Raw genomic sequence first — 16,907 nt, forward strand, 5'->3', positions numbered from 1 at the left:
CGCTCGCGCCTTTCCGCCTAGAATTTCGTCCCGGCCCGCGCCGCCAGCATATCCATCGCGGCGTGGATCTCGTGCCAGGCGCTGCGCGCCATCGAGCGGAAGACCATGATCTCGAAGGCATGGTCGCCGGTGCGCAGGATCACCGCGTTCATGTGGTTCAACTGGCTGCGCAGCGCCGTGCCCACCGGGCAGGAGGCCAGCCGCAGGTCCAGTGGCACCAGCCGCGCCAGCACGTCGACCGCGCCCGCCCCGGACAGGCCCAGCACCGTCCAGCCATCCGTCTGGTCGGTCAGCGCCGCGCCCTCCAGCGCCGGGGGCTCCACGCCGATCAGGAAGGCCTGGTCGCGCCCGGTCCAGACGATGCGCGCACCCTTCTTTCCGGTGAAGGTGTTCGGCCCCGGCATCGCCAACCCCAGCGCCTTCAATCCCTTCGCCGCCAGCTTCCCCCCGCCAGGGAACAGCGCGACCGAGGTGATCGGCCCGACCTCGACCTCGGCCAGTGTGACAGGACCCAGCGTCTCCGTGCGCCCCTCGAGGGCGGATTTCGCGATCAGTTCAGGCACGCAGCTTCTCCCCCTCCGGGTCGTGGAAGACCGGATTCACCACCTCGCAGATCACGTCGAGGCCCCGCAGGTGATCGACCAGCCGGATCCGCTCGCCGATCCGCGACCGGCCGTCCTTCAGGAAGCCCAGCCCCAGCCAGGCCCCGACCGTCGGCGACCAGCAGACCGAGGTCACATAGCCCTGGTCCGTCTCGCGATGGACCTCCTGCCCCGGCACGAAAAGATGCGCCCCGGCGCTGATCGCCGCCTGCGCCTTGAGGCCCACCAGCTGCTCGCGCTCCGGCCCCCACATCCCCGGCCGCGTCGCCGCCGCCTTTCCGATGCAGTCCTTCTTCGCGGAAACCATCTTCTCCATCCCCAGGTCATGTGCCGTGATCCTTCCATGGATCTCGGCATGGGTCAGGAAGCCCTTCTCGATCCGCAGGACGTTCAGCGCCTCCATCCCGTAGGGCCCGCCGCCCATGGTCTCGGCCCGCGCCACCAGATCGCGGAACAAGGCCTCGCCATAACGGGTCGGCACGGCCAGTTCATAGCCCTCCTCGCCCGAGAAGCTGATGCGGAACAGACGCCCGTCCACCCCGCCGATCCGCACCGGGGCCACCCCCATGAAGGGCAGGTCCACCGGCACCTCGAGGAACGAGTTCACCAGCGCCCGCGCCTTCGGCCCCGCCACCGCGAACTGCGCCCAAGCCTCGGTGACGGAGATGAACCGCACCTGCCAATCCGCGCAGAAGGCCTGATGCACGAAGTCCAGATGCCGCATCACCAGCCCCGCCGCCGCGGTGGTGGTGGTCATCAGGTAATGGTCCTCACCCAGGCGGGCCGAAGTGCCGTCGTCCATGACCAGCCCGTCCTCGCGCAGCATCAGCCCATAGCGGACGCGGCCCACCGGCAGGGTGCTGAACGTATTGGTGTAAAGGAAATCCAGGAACCGTCCGGCATCCTTGCCCTGAATGTCGATCTTGCCCAGGGTCGAGACATCGGCCACGCCCACCGCCTGCCGCACCATATTGACCTCGCGGTCGCAGGCCTCGCGCCAGGTCGCCTCGCCCGGCTTCGGGAAATAGGAGGGCCGATACCAGAGCCCCGCCTCGATCATCGGCGCATGGCGGTCGCGGCTCGCCTGGTCGCTGGTCAGGAAGCGTTGCGGCGCGAAGCCCTCGGCCCGGCCCCCCGCGCCCATCGCGGCGATCGACACCGGCGTATAGGGCGGCCGGAAGGTCGTCACCCCGGTCTCCGCGATCCCCCGCCCGGTCGCCTCCGCCAGCACCGCCAGCGCCGCCACGTTGGAGTTCTTGCCCTGGTCCGGCGCCATGCCCTGCGTCGTGTAGCGCTTCATGTGCTCGACGCTGCGATAGCCTTCCTGCGCCGCCAGCTTCACGTCCTTGGTCGTCACGTCATTGGCGAAGTCGAGCCAGGCCCGCCCCTTGCCCTCCACCGCCCAGACCGCCTTCAGCCGATATGGCGCATCCTCGGCCTCCGGCACCGGAACCGAGACGGTCCGCCCCAAAGCCTCGGCCATCCGCAAAGCCGCCGCATGTCCGGTGACAAGCGCGCCATGGGTCGACATCGACCCGTTCGCCGCGCCCACCGCCACCAGCCCCGGCACCGCGCCTTCCATCGGCACGAAGGCCGCCAGGTCCTCGTCCCAGCGCGGCCGCCCGTTCATGTGGCAGGTCAGGTGCAAGGTCGGATTCCAGCCGCCCGACATCGCCAGGCAATCGGTCTCGATCTCGATGATCTCGGAGCCTTTCCGCACCTGGATCCCCGACAGCCCCAGCCGCCCCCGTGTGCCCACGACCTCGGCACCGACATGCACCGGGCAATCCTCGACGCTGAAGGCATCGGGCCGCGGGTCGATGATCGCCGCCACCTGAACCCCCGCCGCCATGAGGTCGCGCGCCGTGGCCCGCGCCGCGTCGGTGTTGGCGAACAGCGTCACCCGCTTGCCCGGCACCACGCCGTAACGGTTCAGATAGGTCCGCACCGCCGCGGCCATCATGATCCCCGGCCGGTCGTTGTCGGGGAAGGCGACGGGACGCTCCAGCGCGCCACTGGCCAGCACCGCATGGGGCGCGACGATCCGCCAGAAGCATTCGCGCGGCAGGTTGGGCCGCGCCGGCTTGTGCAGCCCCACCCGCTCCAGCGCGCCATAGGTGCCGTGGTCATAGGCCCCGGTCACAGCCGTCCGCAGCATGATCCGCACATTCGGCAGCGCCTGCAACTCCGCCGCCACCTGCGCCAGCCAGTCGCCCGCCGCCATGCCGCCGATGGTCTGCGCGTCCGACAGAAGCCGCCCGCCCAGCGCATGGCTCTCCTCGGCCAGGATCACGTCCGCACCCGCACGCCCCGCCGTCAGCGCCGCCATCAGCCCCGCAGGGCCCGAGCCGATCACCAGCACGTCGCAGAAGGCGAAAGCCTTCTCGTAGGTCCCCTCGTCATGCTTGCCCGAAAGGCTGCCCAGCCCTGCCGCCCGGCGGATGATCGGCTCGTAGATCCCCTCCCAGAAGGCGCGGGGCCACATGAAGGTCTTGTAGTAGAAGCCCGCCGACAGGAAGGGCGAAAGGTAGTCGTTCACCGCCAGCAGGTCGTATTTCAGCGACCCCAGCCGGTTCTGGCTCCGGCAGTCCAGCCCCTCGAACACCTCCTGCACCGTCGCCCGGACGTTCGGCGTCTGGTTGGTGGCGCCGATCACTTCGACCAGCGCATTCGGCTCCTCCGAGCCCGCCGTCAGCACCCCGCGCGGGCGGTGATACTTGAACGACCGCCCGACCAGCCGCACATCGTTCGCCAGCAGCGCCGAGGCCAGCGTGTCCCCCTTGTAGCCCGCGAAATCCCGGCCATCGAAGCGGAAGCGGACCGGCTTCGTCCGGTCGATGAGGCCCTTGCCGTCGATCCTCATTCTTTCCGCCCCGCCACAAGTTCCACGCCCGAAATCTCATGCGTCACCGTATTCCGCGTGACCAAGAGCCACTGCGCACAGCCGGCCTCGTGATACCAGAGGTCCTTCGTCACCCCCGCCGGATTGTCCCGCAGGTGCAGATAGTCGTCCCAGTCGGCCAGGGGGGCGCCCTCCCCCGGACGGCGCAGATAGTCCTCCGCCCCGTAATAGTAGAACTCCCGCCGGTCGCGTTCCCCGCACAACGGACAAGTCAGCCGCATCTTCCGGCCCTCGCTTTCATCTTTGCAAAAATATCCCCGCCGGAGGCATCCGAACCTTCCGCAAGGCGCAGCGCCCAACCGGAGGCGAGAGGTCGATGCCAGGTCCCCCTCGTGGGGAGGGGATGGGGGTGGGGGGCCGCCGTCAGGTCCAAGCGCATCGCACCCTCAATGCAAATTATGCTGGCTGCCGGTGCCTTCTTCGTCCAGAAGATGCCCCGTCGCGAACCTGTCCAGCCGGAACTTCCGCGCCACCTCATGGCTCTCGCCGGTCGCCATCAGATGCGCCATGCACCAGCCCGAGGCCGGCACCGCCTTGAACCCGCCATAGTTCCAGCCGCAGTCGAGGAACAGCCCTTCGACATGCGTCTTGTCGATGACGGGCGAGCCATCGGGCGACATGTCCATGATCCCGCCCCAGCTCCGCAGCACCTTGGCGCGGCCGATCATCGGCATCAGCGTCATCCCCGCCTCCATCACATGCTCCACCATCGGCAGGTTCCCCCGCGCCGCATACGAAGCGTAGAAATCCAGGTCGCCGCCGAAGACCAGCCCGCCCTTGTCGGACTGCGAGATATAGAAATGCCCCATGCCGAAGCTGACCACATGGTCGATCACCGGCTTCAGCCCCTCGGTCACGAAGGCCTGGAGCACATGCGATTCAATCGGCAACCGCATCCCCGCCATCGCCGCGACCTGGGACGACCGGCCGGCCACCACGATCCCGACCTTCTTCGCCCGGATCGCCCCCCGCGTCGTCTGCACGCCCTTCACCACCCCGTTCTCGATGTCGATCCCGGTGACCTCGCAGTTCTGGATCAGGTCCACCCCGCGCCGGTCCGCCCCCCGCGCATAGCCCCAGGCCACCGCGTCATGCCGGGCCGATCCCCCGCGCGGGTGCAGCAATCCACCATAGATCGGGAACCGCGTCTGCTCAAAATCCAGATAGGGCAGATGCTCCCGCACCCCCTCGCGGTCCAAGAGGATCGCGTCGTCGCCCTGGTTGATCATCGCATTGCCGCGCCGGGCGAAGGCATCCCGCTGCCCGTCCGAGTGGAAGAGGTTGATCAAGCCGCGCTGCGAATGCATGACGTTGTAGTTGAGATCGGCCTCCAGCCCCTCCCACAGCTTCAGCGAATGCGAATAGAACTCGCTGTTGCCCGGCAGGAAGTAGTTGGCCCGCACGATGGTCGTGTTCCGCCCCACGTTGCCGCCGCCGAGGTAGCCTTTCTCCAAGACCGCGACATTGGTGATCCCGTGGTTCTTCGCCAGGTAATAGGCCGTCGACAGCCCATGCCCGCCGCCGCCGATGATCACCGCGTCATATTCCGCCTTGGGCGCCGGATCGCGCCAGGCGGGTTTCCAGCCCTTGTTGCCGAACAGCCCCTCGGTGATGACCTTCAGGCCGGAATAGCGCATCGCGTGCCTCGCCTCTTTGCCGGTCGGAGTAGATGCCGGCCGCGACGAAGATGCAAGCCCGGCCCCTGGACGACTTCTCCGCCCGCGACGCCGGGTGTCGCTTTCCGTCCAGGGGGCGCAGAGGCAGGACCAGCCTGCCCCCGCGATGTGTCGTGCTACAGCACCATGCGGAAGTAATCCATCGAGAGGATACGCCCCATCCCGGTGCCGCAGAGCCCCATCTCCATGTTCGACGTGCCCGAGACCGTGTCGCCCGAGATGATCGAGGTGCCTTTCAACCCCTCGCCATTGGCCGCGAATGCGATCTCCTTCAGCGCGATCAGCTGGCTGCCATGGATCGCGACGCCTGCCGCAAAGTCCATGCCGCCCAAGGAGACAATTGCCGCGCCGCCTCCGTCCGCGCAATTGTCGACCTTGCCGATCCGCGTATCCGACGAGCCGGAGATCGAGGCCGCGCCCGTATGCAGCGTGGCGATCAGCCCGTCCTCCAGCGCGCCGCCCGAGCCGAAGCTGACCTGGCAGTTGGTGATCAACACCACATTGGAAAGCACCTGCTTGATCTGCAGCTGCGTGCTCGTGCTCGAACAATAAAGGTAGTTGACCGCGTTCTGCCGCAGAACCGAGACACCGTCCTTGTCCACCAGGGTCTTGTTCGCCTCGATCTGGTTGGCATCAGGATCGCTCTTCTTCGGGGCGCCGTTCACGATCGTCACCTGACGCGGCTGGCCGGTGACATAGTCAAGCTGCCCGTCCCGCGTCGCCAGCTGGATATATTCCCACATCTCGGCCGACCCGGTGGAGAACGGCGACGGCGAGACCTCGCGCAGCGCGTTGATCAGCCGGATCTGAATCGCGCCATAGCGCAGCGCCTCCTGCAGGCCCTCGTTCGTCTTGTATCCCGATTTCGGGATGTCCAGCCGGTCCGAATCCGGCATCGAGACGATCGTGCCTGCCTCGAAGTAGTTGTTGCTGTTGATCGACACCACATCGTTGGAATGGATGCAGAAGCCCTTGAAATAGCTGTTGTTGCTCTGGATATCGACCATATTCTCGGCCACGAACCCTTCGCGCAGGCAGGGCGGATCGTAGGTCTCGAAGACCGAGACGGTGCGCACGTTCCAGGAATCGAAGCCGGCGAACTTCAGCAGGAAGGTCGCGATCTCGTTGCCGCCGGCCTCGTCGCGGTGGGTCTCGACCCGGATCGCGCTGCGCGAAGTGGGCTCTGGCGTGAAGCTGCGGGTGGCGGCGTTCCAGATCCCGAACTGGATGTCCTCCGGCGTCACCACATCGCCGAAGATCCGGTCGGGCATGTTGCTTTCGCCCATGAGCACGCCCGAGGCGATGGCATCCTCAGGGGTCGCGCCCAGGGGATTTCGGTCGTAAAGCGCCGCATGTGCCGCGGCATCGGCCGCCACCTGCAGCTGCGTGCGCTGGTTGACCATGTTCGAGACGTCCACCGCCAGACCGCCCAGCGCCATGAAGGTGACGACCAGGATCAATCCGCCCGTGGTGATGCTGCCCTCGTCAGAGGCGGCGAAATCGGAAAGCTTCAGCAAGCAACGTGCCATGTCAGAACTCCACCCTGTGTTCGGCGACCACGGTCATCGTTCGGTCGATCACCACGCCAAGAAAACCGATTTGCGAAATCTCGCCCGTTTCCATCGTCGCCACGGTCCGCACCACGCGGTTGACATCGGTCGTGGTTGCGGTCGCGCTGGGCGACATGGGTTGCAGCCGGGAAAGTGCATACTCCTCGGCCTTCGACAGCCGTTCGTCGACGGTCTCGCCGGTGAACTGGCCAACGGAATACAGCCGGTTGGTATCCTGAAGAACGCGGATCGCCTGCGAGCGGCTCATGAACAACATGCTCGCATCCACGATCAGCAGAAGAATCAGAATCACGATCGGCAACCACAGGACGAATTCGATCGTTGCCGATGCATCCTCGCATTGCAGGAACGCGCGAGGGCTGCGGAAATTGTTGTCGGCCCCTGCCATGATGACCTCGAAACAGAAAATATCCGTGACTTCCCGGAAACAATTGGGACAGCTGCTTTTACTGGAACTCCACCATATGCAACAGAATGAATGGAAAACGGACGGCTGTAAAGTTCCGTCCGTTTTCCGGCCCCTGCTTTCGGATCTACAACCCCTTCGAACGATAGGTCTTGGCCACCCGGTCGATGGCCACGATATAGGCCGCGACGCGCAGGTCCTCGACGTCCTGGCGCGAGTGCCAGACCTCGCGCATCGACTGGTAGGCGATGCGCATCGTGTCATCCAGGCCCGAGCGCACCAGCGCCAGCTCGTCCGAGCCGGTCAGGAAGCGCTGCTTGAAATCCTGCGCCAGCGACCAGCCCAGGCCCTTGTCGGCGCTCAACCGCTCCAGCTCCTCGACAAGAAGGCGCGAGCGCGCCTCCTCGGCCCGGCGCTGCATCCGGCCGAAGCGGATGTGGCTCAGGTTCTTCACCCATTCGAAATAGCTCACCGTCACACCGCCCGCATTGGCATACATGTCGGGGATGATGACGCAGCCGTTGCGGCGCAGGATCTCGTCGGCGCCGAAGGTGATCGGGCCGTTCGCGGCCTCGATGATCAGCGGCGCCTTGATCCGCCCGGCATTCCCGAGGTGGATCACCCCCTCCATCGCCGCCGGGATCAGGATGTCGCAGGCCTCCTCCAGCACCGCGGCGCCCTCGGCCACGAAGCTGGCGCGCGGATAGCCCGCCAGAAGGGCGCCGGACTGGTTCATCCACTGCCGCACATCCTCGATGTCCAGCCCCTTGGGATCCATCACCGCGCCGTCGCGCTCGATCACCGCGACGACCCTGCAGCCGTCCTCCTCGGACAGGAACTTGGCCGCGTGATAGCCCACGTTGCCCAGGCCCTGCACGATCACCCGCTTGCCCTCCAGCCCGCCGGTCAGCCCGGCCCTGGCCATGTCCTCGGGGTGGCGGAAGAACTCGCGCAGCGCATATTGCACGCCGCGGCCGGTGGCCTCCTTGCGGCCCTGGATGCCGCCGGCCTCCAGCGGCTTGCCGGTGACGCAGGCCTTGGCGTTCAGCTCGGTCGTGTTCATCCGCGCATACTGGTCGGCGATCCAGGCCATCTCGCGCTCGCCCGTGCCCATGTCGGGGGCGGGGACGTTCTGCGCCGGATGGATCAGGTCGCGCTTGATCAGCTCATAGGCGAAGCGGCGGGTGATCTGCTCCAGTTCATGGTCGTCCCACTGCCGCGGGTCGATGCAGAGCCCCCCCTTCGAGCCCCCGAACGGCGTCTCCACCAGCGCGCATTTGTAGGTCATCAGCGCCGCCAGCGCCTCGACCTCGTCCTGGTTGACCGACATCGCAAAACGGATGCCGCCCTTCACCGGCTCCATATGTTCGGAATGGACGCTGCGGTAGCCGGTGAAGGTCTCGATCTTGCCGCGCAGCCGCACCCCGAAACGCACCGTATAGGTCGAGTTGCAGACCCGGATCTTCTGCTCCAGCCCCGGCGAAAGGTCCATCAGCCTTGCGGCGCGGTTGAACATCAGATCGACCGACTCGCGGAAACTCGGCTCTCCGGCTTGCTGCATCTTCGTAATCCTTGACCCTGCGTGCCCTTTGCACCGCAGCCTACACTAGCGGACATTTCCAAAGAGTGAACCCCGCCCGGCTGGCCCCGCAGCAGCGAATCGCCGCATTGCCAGGCGAAGGACCGGCCCGGAACCGTCCACGTAAAGAAACAGGCAGGGCGAATTGATGCGAATTGTTTCCAGAACCGGCAGATTCCGGCGGGATCGGACAAAATTGTCATACTTCTGCCCGAAGTTGAGTCCAATGGGTCATGCTACTCTGCCTGCCGAAGGCGGGCCCCGTGTTCGTTACAGGTGCGATGATGAAGATTCCGGCCCTCTCCGCCAGATGCCGCCGCCTCACCGCCTCTCTGCGGGCCTTCCGCGACGACGACCGCGGCGTGATGGCCGTGATCACGCTGATGCTCTTCTTCGTCCTGATGGTCTTCGGCGGGATCGCCGTCGACTACATGCGCTTCGAGATCCGCCGCGTCGCGCTGCAGCAGACCATGGACCGCGCCGCCCTGGCCGCGGCGAACCTTGAAAACAAGCGCGACGCCAAGTCCGTGGCCGAGGATTACTTCGCCAAGGCCCATCTCCAGGAAGGAACCGTCGGAACCGAATATTCGACCCCCGTGGTCTCGGTGATCGAGGGGGCGAACGGCGCCTCGAAAAACGTGACCATCACCGCCGACGTCCGCTCCTACAACTATTTCATGGGCATGGGCTTCATGCCGGTCGACTATCTGGAGGCCCCGGCCAACACCCGCGCCGAACAGGGTATCCCCCAGGTCGAGGTGATGCTGGTCCTCGACATCACCGGCTCGATGGATTCCCGCCTTCCCAACGACACCAAGAAGAAGATCGACGGCCTGATCGAGGCGGCCGAGCTTTTCGTGAACGAGGTCAAGGATCTCGACGACCTGAACCAGGTCTCGATCGGGGTCGTTCCCTACAACACCCAGGTCAACCTCGGCCCGGCGCTGCGGGCGCAGTACGCCGCAACCAACATCCCCACGGTGAACGGCGTGGCCAATGCCGGCGTGCCCTATGTGAACTGCCTCGAGGTGCCGACCACCACCGCCTTCTTCCAGACCACCGGCATCCCCACGGACATGCCGCTGCCGATGTCGGTCCATGCCGACATTGACGGCGACACCACGCGGAATTCCGACTACGTCGCCAGGACTACCTCCACCGCCCTGCCCACCGACTGGAACACCAGCGCCGGGCGCGACACCTACATGTGCGCGCCCCGCCCTTACAGCGAGGTGCTGCTGCCGACGATGGAGCGTTCGACGGTCCTGGCCAAGATCGGCAGCCTGAAAGCGGCCGGCCGGACCTCGATCATGATGGGGATGCGCTGGGGCGTGGCGCTCCTGGATCAATCGGCCCGGCCGATCTACGACACCCTGCGCGGCGGCGAAGCCCTGATGGCCGGCCGTCCGGCCGACAATACCGATCCGGAAACGCGCAAGATCATCGTGCTGATGACCGACGGCGCGCATATCGCGACACAGGTCATGCGCGATCCCTACAAGACCGGGGAATCGCCGATCTTCCGCAGCAACGTGGACGGCAACTACTCGATCCTGCTGCGGCCCGGCACCGCCAGCCCCTACTGGGTGCCGCACCTCTGCGCCAGCAGCAACAACTGCACCGCCGGGTGGCGCGCGCAGCCCTGGTCGAACTTGACCAACACCGGCACCTCCCGCCGCCTGGACTGGAGCGAGGTCTGGCAGGCCCAGCGCGTCTCCTGGGTGGCCTGGCAGCTCTATGCCCGGTCAAGGTTCGATGGCACGAACACGGGCAAGGATCCGACCACGATCTACAACGCCCAGATGAACAGGTTCCGCAGCACCACCTATGTCGCCGTCAACACGATGGACTCGCTTCTCCAGACCAACTGCGCCGCCGCCAAGGCCAGCGGGATCGAGGTCTATGGCATCGCCTTCGGCGCCGGTTCCGCCGGCGAGACGCAGATCCGCGGCTGCGCCTCGGCCAAGGGCAGCAATCCGAACGACAAGACCGGCTATTACTTCGAACCGCAGACCAGCAGCGAACTCGTCGACGCCTTCCGCGACATCGCGGCCGAGATGTCCAAGCTGCGGCTGACGCTATGACCCGGCTCCCCTCCTCCCTGCGGCGCTTCCTGCGCGACGAAGGCGGCAGCCCGACGATCGAGTTCGTGCTGACCTTCCCCTTCGTGATCAGCGTCTTCTGCCTCGGCGTCGAAAGCAGCTTCTACATGATCAAGAGCGTCAGCCTCGAGCGCAGCCTCGATCTGGTGATCCGCGACCTGCGGCTGGGCAACCTGGGCTCGATCTCGCACAGCCAGCTCAAGCACGAGATCTGCTCGCGCGCCGCCGTCCTCGGCAGTACCGCGGCCTGCGAACTGGGCATGAAGATCGAGCTGCAGCCGATCAACACCGCCAGCTTCGCCATGCCGACCACGCCGACCACCTGCGTCGACCGGACCCAGCCGATCGACCCTGCGATCCAGCCCAGCCCCTCGGAATACGCGCTTGGCGAGGGCAACCAGATCATGCTGATGCGCGTCTGCCTGCAGGCCGATCCGATGTTCAAGACCACGGTCTTCGGCGCGCGGATGAACAGGACCGGCCCCGACGGCGGCTATTCGCTGATCGCGACTTCGACCTTCGTGAACGAACCGAGGTCCTGAGATGCGCGCGACGTTCCGAAACGCCAGCCCGGCCCGGATGCTGCGGGAGGAGAGGGGCGCCGTCCTGATCGAATTCCTGTTCTTCTTTCCCCTGCTGATCTGGGTCCTGATCGCGATGGTCGTGTTCTGGGACGTGTTCCGCACCATCAACACCGCCCAGAAGGCCGCCTATTCGGTCTCGGACCTGATCTCGCGGCAAGAGGACAACCTGACCCCCGCCTTCGTGGACGGGATGCAGGAGGTCATGGACTATCTTATGCTGAACAGCGGCCAGAACGCCCGGATCCGCATCACCAGCCTCTATTACGACGAGGTCCAGGACAAGTACGTCCGGATCTTCTCGGTCTCGCCCTACGGCAGGATGGACCCCTACGAGGAGGCCGAGCTGCAACCGCTCGAGGACCGGATCCCGGTGATGAACAACAAGGATTCGGTGGTGATCGTCGAGACCGCGGTCGATTACGCCCCGCCCTTCGACACCGGCATCTTCAACTTCTCCCGGGCGCTCGGCCCGCAGGTCTTTACCGAATTCGTGGTGACACAGCCGCGTTTCCGCAAGATGATCTGCCTCGAGACCCCCGGCTGCCCGGTCGGGATCTAGGCCGCAAGGCCAGGACCCGAGGAAACCATGACCCACGCCCGCCCGCTGCTGCCCCGCCTCGCCGCCGCATCGCTTGCCCTGGCGTTGGCGGGCTGCGCCGGACCGCGCCCCGATGCCCCCGCGGCATATCCCCGGCTCTTGCCGATGGACGAGATCCTGGCCGAGGCCGGGGTCGCGCCGCGCCCCCCCTAGCATTGCACCCCGGCCGGGTTCCGGCTACAGACATCCAGCCTGTTCCAAAGCCCGAGGTTCCGCCCATGTCCGCCCCCCTGCGTCTTGGTCTTGCCGGCCTTGGAACCGTCGGAATCGGCGTGGTGAAGATCGTCCAGGCCCAGGCCGGGCTGATCGCCGCCCGCGCCGGCCGCCCGGTGGCGATCACCGCCGTCTCGGCGCGCGATCCGCAGAAGAACCGCGATGCCGACCTCTCCGCCTATGCCTGGGAAACCGATCCCGTCGCCCTCGCCCGGCGCGAGGACGTGGACGTCTTCGTCGAGGTGATGGGTGGCCACGAAGGCCCCGCCCGGCTTGCGACCGAGGCCGCGATCGCCGCGGGCAAGGATGTCGTCACCGCCAACAAGGCGCTGCTCGCCCACCACGGCCAGGCCCTTGCCGAGGCGGCCGAGGCGAAGGGCCGCCTGATCCGCTTCGAGGCCGCCGTCGCCGGCGGCATCCCCGTCATCAAGGCCCTGACCGAGGGGCTGGCCGCCAACCGCATCAAGCGGGTGATGGGGGTGATGAACGGCACCTGCAACTATATCCTGACCCGGATGCAATCCGCCGGCCTGCCCTATGACGCCGTGTTCGAGGAGGCGCGGCAGCTCGGCTATCTCGAGGCCGACCCGAACCTCGACGTCGGCGGAATCGACGCGGGCCACAAGCTCTCCCTCCTCTCCGCCATCGCCTTCGGCACCCGGGTCTCCTTCGACGCGGTCGAGCTGGAGGGGATCGGCAATGTCTCGATCGACGACATCCGCCTGGCCGAGGACATGGGCTACCGGATCAAGCTTCTGGGCGTCGCACAGCTGACCGGCCGCGGGCTGGAGCAGCGGATGACCCCCTGCCTCGTCCCCGCCGACAGCCCGCTCGGGCAGCTTCAGGGCGGCACCAACATGGTCGTGCTGGAAGGCGATTCCGTCGGCCAGATCGTCCTGCGCGGCCCCGGCGCCGGCATGGGGCCGACCGCCTCGGCCGTGATGGCCGACGTGATCGACATCGCCCGCGGCCTGCGCCTGCCGACCTTCGGCATCCCCGCGACCGCTTTGGCCCAGCCGGTTCCCGCCAGCTCGGCCACGCCCGCGCCCTATTACCTGCGGATGACGCTTCTCGACAAACCCGGCGCGCTGGCCAAGATCGCCACCTGCCTCGGCGAGGCCGGGATCTCCATCGACCAGATGCGCCAGCTGCACCGCCCCGGCGACCGGGCCGAGGATGCCGTCGTGCTGATCGTCACCCACAAGGCCGCCCCCGCCGACGTGGCCCATGCCACCGGCCGCTTCGCCGCGACCGGCGTCCTTGTCGGCCAGCCCGTCGCGATCCGGATCGAGGAAGTCTGACGCCGTTAGCGTCAGCAGCCTTGCCGCCCCGCATCGCCCCGGCTACACGGAAGGAAAATGGAGGGGCGCATGTCCGAAATCTCGCAATTCCAGGACCGGCTCCTCAGCCTGGGTCTCGGCCGGGTCTCCGAGGCCGCCGCCCTCGCCTCGGCCCGGCTGATCGGCCGCGGCGACGAAAAGGCCGCCGACCAGGCCGCGGTAAACGCCATGCGCGACCAGCTGAACATGCTGGACATCAAGGGCGTCGTCGTCATCGGCGAGGGCGAGCGCGACGAGGCCCCGATGCTCTATATCGGCGAGGAGGTCGGCTCGGGCGAGGGGCCGGAGGTCGACATCGCCCTCGACCCGCTGGAAGGCACCACGCTGACCGCCAAGGACATGCCGAACGCGCTGACCGTGATCGCCATGGCCCCGCGCGGCACTCTCCTGCATGCCCCCGACGTCTATATGGAGAAACTGGCGATCGGCCCCGGCTACAAGTCGGGCACCGTCACCATGGCCATGTCGCCCTCCGAACGCGTCTCGGCGCTGGCCGCCGCCAAGGGCTGCTCGACGCAGGACATCACCGTCTGCATCCTCGACCGTCCCCGGCACGAGGAGCTGATCGCCGAGGTCCGCTCCACCGGCGCCGCGATCCGGCTGATCACCGACGGCGACGTCGCCGGCGTCATGCACTGCGCCGAGCCCGAGATCACCGGCATCGACATGTACATGGGCTCGGGCGGCGCGCCGGAAGGCGTCCTCGCCGCCGCCGCGCTGAAATGCATGGGCGGGCAGTTCTTCGGCAAGCTCCTGTTCCGCAACGAGGACGAGCGCGCCCGCGCCCGCAAGGCCGGCATCACCAACTTCGACCGCGTCTATACCCGTGACGACCTGGTGCGCTCGGACGTGATCTTCTCGGCCACCGGGGTGACGAACGGCTCGCTTCTCGCCGGCATCAAGCGCGAACCCGGCTGGGTCACGCTGGAAACCATCCTGATGCGCTCCAAGACCGGCTCGGTCCGCCGGATGATCTACCGCACCCCGGTGCGCTGATCAGTCGGCCTGCAGGTCGGGCTCGGCCCTCGCCTTCGTGGCCAGGAAGGTCACGAAGGTCCTGACCCGGCCCGCGATCTGCCGGTTGTCGGGATAGACCGCATGCAGCGGCACCGGCCGGCCCTGCCAGCCGGTCAGGATCGGCACCAGACGCCCCTCGCGCAGGTCGTGCCCGATGATGAAGGCCGGCAACTGCACCACCCCCGCCCCCTCCAGCGCCGCCGCCCGCAAGGCCCAGCCGTCCGACAGCTCCAGCCGGGGCGAGACCGGGACATCCACCCGCTCCTCGCCGCGCAGGAAGCTCCAGCTCCGCCCCTGCCGCAGGGCCGCGAAATGCAGCAGGTCGTGCTCCACCAGGTCCATCGGCACCTGCGGCGTGCCCCGCCGCTCCAGGTAGTCGGCCCGGGCGCAGGTGAACAGCCGTGACCGCCCCAGCGCCCGGGTGACCAGGTTGGCCTCCACCGCCAGCGTGCCCCGGATCGCCAGGTCGAACCGGCTTTCGATCAGGTTCCGCGGCGCGTTCGACAGTTCCATCGCGATCGAGATCCCTGGATGCCGCTGCAGGAACTCCGCCACCCAGGGGATCAGGAAGCGCATCGCCAGGTCCGGTGGTGCCGTCACCCGCAGCTGTCCCTCCGGCGCGGTCTGTTCCGCCCGCGCCGCGCGCTCGGCCTCGACCATCCGTCCCGGCAGGTCGGCGAGCCGCGCGCGATAGGCCTCTCCGGCCGGGGTCAGCCGGACGCTCCGCGTCGAGCGATGCAGAAGCCGCACCCCCAGCCGCGCCTCCAGTTCCGCCACCTGCGCACTGACGGTGGCCCGGCTCAGCCCCAGCGCGGCGGCCCCGGCGGTAAAGCTCTCATGCTCCGCCACCGCCAGGAAGGCAGCCAACCCATGCATGGGATCAACCGTTTTCATCTGTCAGGTTATCCAGACAATCCTGCAAGGTGCGGGGGATTTATCCCTGCGACCTTTTGCCACTATACCGCGTGCACGCAAACAATTTTGCAAGCGCGTTTTTGATCAGGAGACTTTGAATGACCAGCTTTGACAAGGCTGCCTTTTCCCTTCCCGGCTGCGGGGCCGAAGCCTTCGCCTTCGGACGCCACATCGTCCGCATTACCGCGGACCAGACCGGAGGGAGCCTCGGCTGCTTCGAGGCCGAGGTTCCCCCTGGCGAAGGACCGCCTTTTCATATCCATGAAAAGGAAGAGGAATTCTTCCGCATCCTCGAAGGCCGCTTCGCCTTCTGGTGCAATGGCGAGCGGGTGGACCTGACCGAGGGCGGGGTCCTCTGCGTGCCGCGCGGCGCGGTGCACCGCTTCCAGAACATCGGCCATTCCATCGGCCGGATGATGGTGGTGATGACCCCCGGCGGGTTCGAGGGCTTCTTCCCCGCCATGGCCGCGGCAACCGATCCCTCGCCCGAGGAGATTTGCCAGATGGCCGCGCGCTTCAACCTGCGCTTCGTCTTCGACGCGGCCGAGGCCGCCTGACCGAAACCCGCCGACCGGGCCCGGCCCGGGCGCCGCTTCCTCCTCCGACACAGGTATTTTCGATGACCCGTCCGCTTCTTCCGACCCTCTTCGCCGCCGCCCTCCTCGCCACCCCGGCCCTCGCCGTCGATGCCGAGCGCGGCCGCTATCTCGTGGCCATCATCGGCTGCAACGATTGCCACACCCCCGGCCACTTCCTCGGCAAGCCCGACATGGAGCGATTCCTCGGCGGCTCGGACGTCGGCTTCGAGATCCCGGGCCTCGGGGTCTTCCACGGCCCGAACCTCACCCCGGACGAGGAAACCGGCCTCGGCAGCTGGAGCGAGGCCGAGATCGCCACCGCGATCCGCACCGGCGTCCGCCCGGACGGGCGCCACCTGTCGCCGGCGATGCCCTGGATGGGCTATGCCGCCCTCACCGAAGACGACGCGCTCTCCATCGCCGCCTGGCTCAAGACGCTTGCCCCGATCTCGAACGCCGTCCCCGGCCCCTTCGGCCCAGGCGAGGCTTCGGGCGGTTTCGTGATGAAGGTCGTCGCCCCCTGACCCGCCCCCCGCGCAACGACAGCCCCGAAGCGCCTGCCCGGCCTTCGGGGCCTGCGCTTTTGCCGAATACTCCCACCGGAGGCTCCGACGCCAAAACCCGCCCAACGCCTCCGCGCCCGGTGCTGCAACCTTGCATCCCGCACCACCCTTCCGCCTCGCGCAAGCGTAGGGTGGGCAATATTGCCCACCCTACTCCCGAAACCACCCTGACACGTCCCGAACACCCCCGACCCCGCTCACCTCCCGGCGTGGCCGCCCCACTCCCCCCTTGCATGGGCCCCGCCTTTGCGGCACCCCTGC

General features: G+C 67.2%; 16 protein-coding genes. 8 read left to right on the top strand and 8 right to left on the bottom strand.

All coding sequences use genetic code 11. The annotated features are described in order from the left end of the window. Positions 1 to 17: 17 nt before the first annotated feature. From I7S92_RS14395 to I7S92_RS14425, 7 genes are all read right to left on the bottom strand, one after another. Complete coding sequence (locus I7S92_RS14395; RefSeq protein ID WP_197645534.1) at positions 18 to 563, bottom strand: sarcosine oxidase subunit gamma; 546 nt, start codon at positions 561 to 563, stop codon at positions 18 to 20. After that, positions 556 to 3,465, bottom strand: a complete 2,910-nt coding sequence (locus I7S92_RS14400) for a sarcosine oxidase subunit alpha family protein (protein ID WP_197645535.1) — start codon at positions 3,463 to 3,465, stop codon at positions 556 to 558. Before I7S92_RS14400 ends, I7S92_RS14395 begins: the two co-directional genes overlap by 8 nt. Further along, positions 3,462 to 3,725, bottom strand: a complete 264-nt coding sequence (locus I7S92_RS14405) for a sarcosine oxidase subunit delta (RefSeq protein WP_197645536.1) — start codon at positions 3,723 to 3,725, stop codon at positions 3,462 to 3,464. Before I7S92_RS14405 ends, I7S92_RS14400 begins: the two co-directional genes overlap by 4 nt. 165 nt (positions 3,726 to 3,890) lie before the next feature. Continuing rightward, the gene (locus tag I7S92_RS14410; protein WP_197645537.1) at positions 3,891 to 5,141 is read right to left on the bottom strand and encodes a sarcosine oxidase subunit beta family protein; all 1,251 of its coding nucleotides are present in this window, start codon (positions 5,139 to 5,141) and stop codon (positions 3,891 to 3,893) included. Between the two features lie 155 nt (positions 5,142 to 5,296). Next, positions 5,297 to 6,709, bottom strand: coding sequence for a pilus assembly protein TadG-related protein (locus I7S92_RS14415; RefSeq protein ID WP_197645538.1), 1,413 nt, complete (start codon positions 6,707 to 6,709; stop codon positions 5,297 to 5,299). A gap of 1 nt (position 6,710) precedes the next feature. Next, positions 6,711 to 7,139 (bottom strand): TadE/TadG family type IV pilus assembly protein, encoded by a 429-nt coding sequence (locus tag I7S92_RS14420; protein ID WP_197645539.1) that lies wholly within the window; start codon positions 7,137 to 7,139, stop codon positions 6,711 to 6,713. Positions 7,140 to 7,284: 145 nt separating this feature from the next. Continuing rightward, positions 7,285 to 8,718: a Glu/Leu/Phe/Val family dehydrogenase gene (locus I7S92_RS14425; RefSeq protein WP_197645541.1), complete on the bottom strand. Its 1,434-nt coding sequence runs from the start codon at positions 8,716 to 8,718 to the stop codon at positions 7,285 to 7,287. Positions 8,719 to 9,017: 299 nt separating this feature from the next. On the opposite strand from I7S92_RS14425, the gene I7S92_RS14430 reads away from it, so the two are divergent. From I7S92_RS14430 to glpX, 6 genes are all read left to right on the top strand, one after another. Beyond that, positions 9,018 to 10,820: a pilus assembly protein TadG-related protein gene (locus tag I7S92_RS14430; protein ID WP_197645543.1), complete on the top strand. Its 1,803-nt coding sequence runs from the start codon at positions 9,018 to 9,020 to the stop codon at positions 10,818 to 10,820. Beyond that, positions 10,817 to 11,380 carry a TadE/TadG family type IV pilus assembly protein gene (locus tag I7S92_RS14435; RefSeq protein ID WP_197645545.1) on the top strand — a complete coding sequence of 188 codons (564 nt, stop codon included), beginning with the start codon at positions 10,817 to 10,819 and terminating at the stop codon, positions 11,378 to 11,380. Before I7S92_RS14430 ends, I7S92_RS14435 begins: the two co-directional genes overlap by 4 nt. A gap of 1 nt (position 11,381) precedes the next feature. Beyond that, positions 11,382 to 11,981, top strand: a complete 600-nt coding sequence (locus I7S92_RS14440; protein ID WP_197645547.1) for a TadE/TadG family type IV pilus assembly protein — start codon at positions 11,382 to 11,384, stop codon at positions 11,979 to 11,981. Positions 11,982 to 12,008: 27 nt separating this feature from the next. After that, positions 12,009 to 12,173, top strand: coding sequence for a hypothetical protein (locus I7S92_RS14445; RefSeq protein WP_197645548.1), 165 nt, complete (start codon positions 12,009 to 12,011; stop codon positions 12,171 to 12,173). Positions 12,174 to 12,238: 65 nt separating this feature from the next. After that, complete coding sequence (locus I7S92_RS14450; protein ID WP_197645550.1) at positions 12,239 to 13,534, top strand: homoserine dehydrogenase; 1,296 nt, start codon at positions 12,239 to 12,241, stop codon at positions 13,532 to 13,534. A 69-nt stretch (positions 13,535 to 13,603) separates the two neighbouring features. Continuing rightward, complete coding sequence (gene glpX, locus I7S92_RS14455) at positions 13,604 to 14,569, top strand: class II fructose-bisphosphatase (RefSeq protein ID WP_197645551.1); 966 nt, start codon at positions 13,604 to 13,606, stop codon at positions 14,567 to 14,569. Here glpX and I7S92_RS14460 read toward each other — a convergent pair whose 3' ends face one another. Beyond that, positions 14,570 to 15,484, bottom strand: a complete 915-nt coding sequence (locus I7S92_RS14460) for a LysR family transcriptional regulator (protein WP_197645552.1) — start codon at positions 15,482 to 15,484, stop codon at positions 14,570 to 14,572. 119 nt (positions 15,485 to 15,603) lie between these two features. Between I7S92_RS14460 and I7S92_RS14465 the strand changes: the two genes are divergently transcribed. Further along, the gene (locus I7S92_RS14465) at positions 15,604 to 16,062 is read left to right on the top strand and encodes a cupin domain-containing protein (protein ID WP_197645553.1); all 459 of its coding nucleotides are present in this window, start codon (positions 15,604 to 15,606) and stop codon (positions 16,060 to 16,062) included. A 62-nt stretch (positions 16,063 to 16,124) separates the two neighbouring features. Then, a complete protein-coding gene (locus I7S92_RS14470) occupies positions 16,125 to 16,607 on the top strand; it encodes a cytochrome c family protein (protein ID WP_197645554.1) in 483 nt (160 codons plus the stop codon). Positions 16,608 to 16,907 lie beyond the last annotated feature (300 nt).

Origin of the sequence: Tabrizicola soli (assembly GCF_015999335.1) — a bacterium.
Lineage (GTDB): Bacteria > Pseudomonadota > Alphaproteobacteria > Rhodobacterales > Rhodobacteraceae > Tabrizicola > Tabrizicola soli.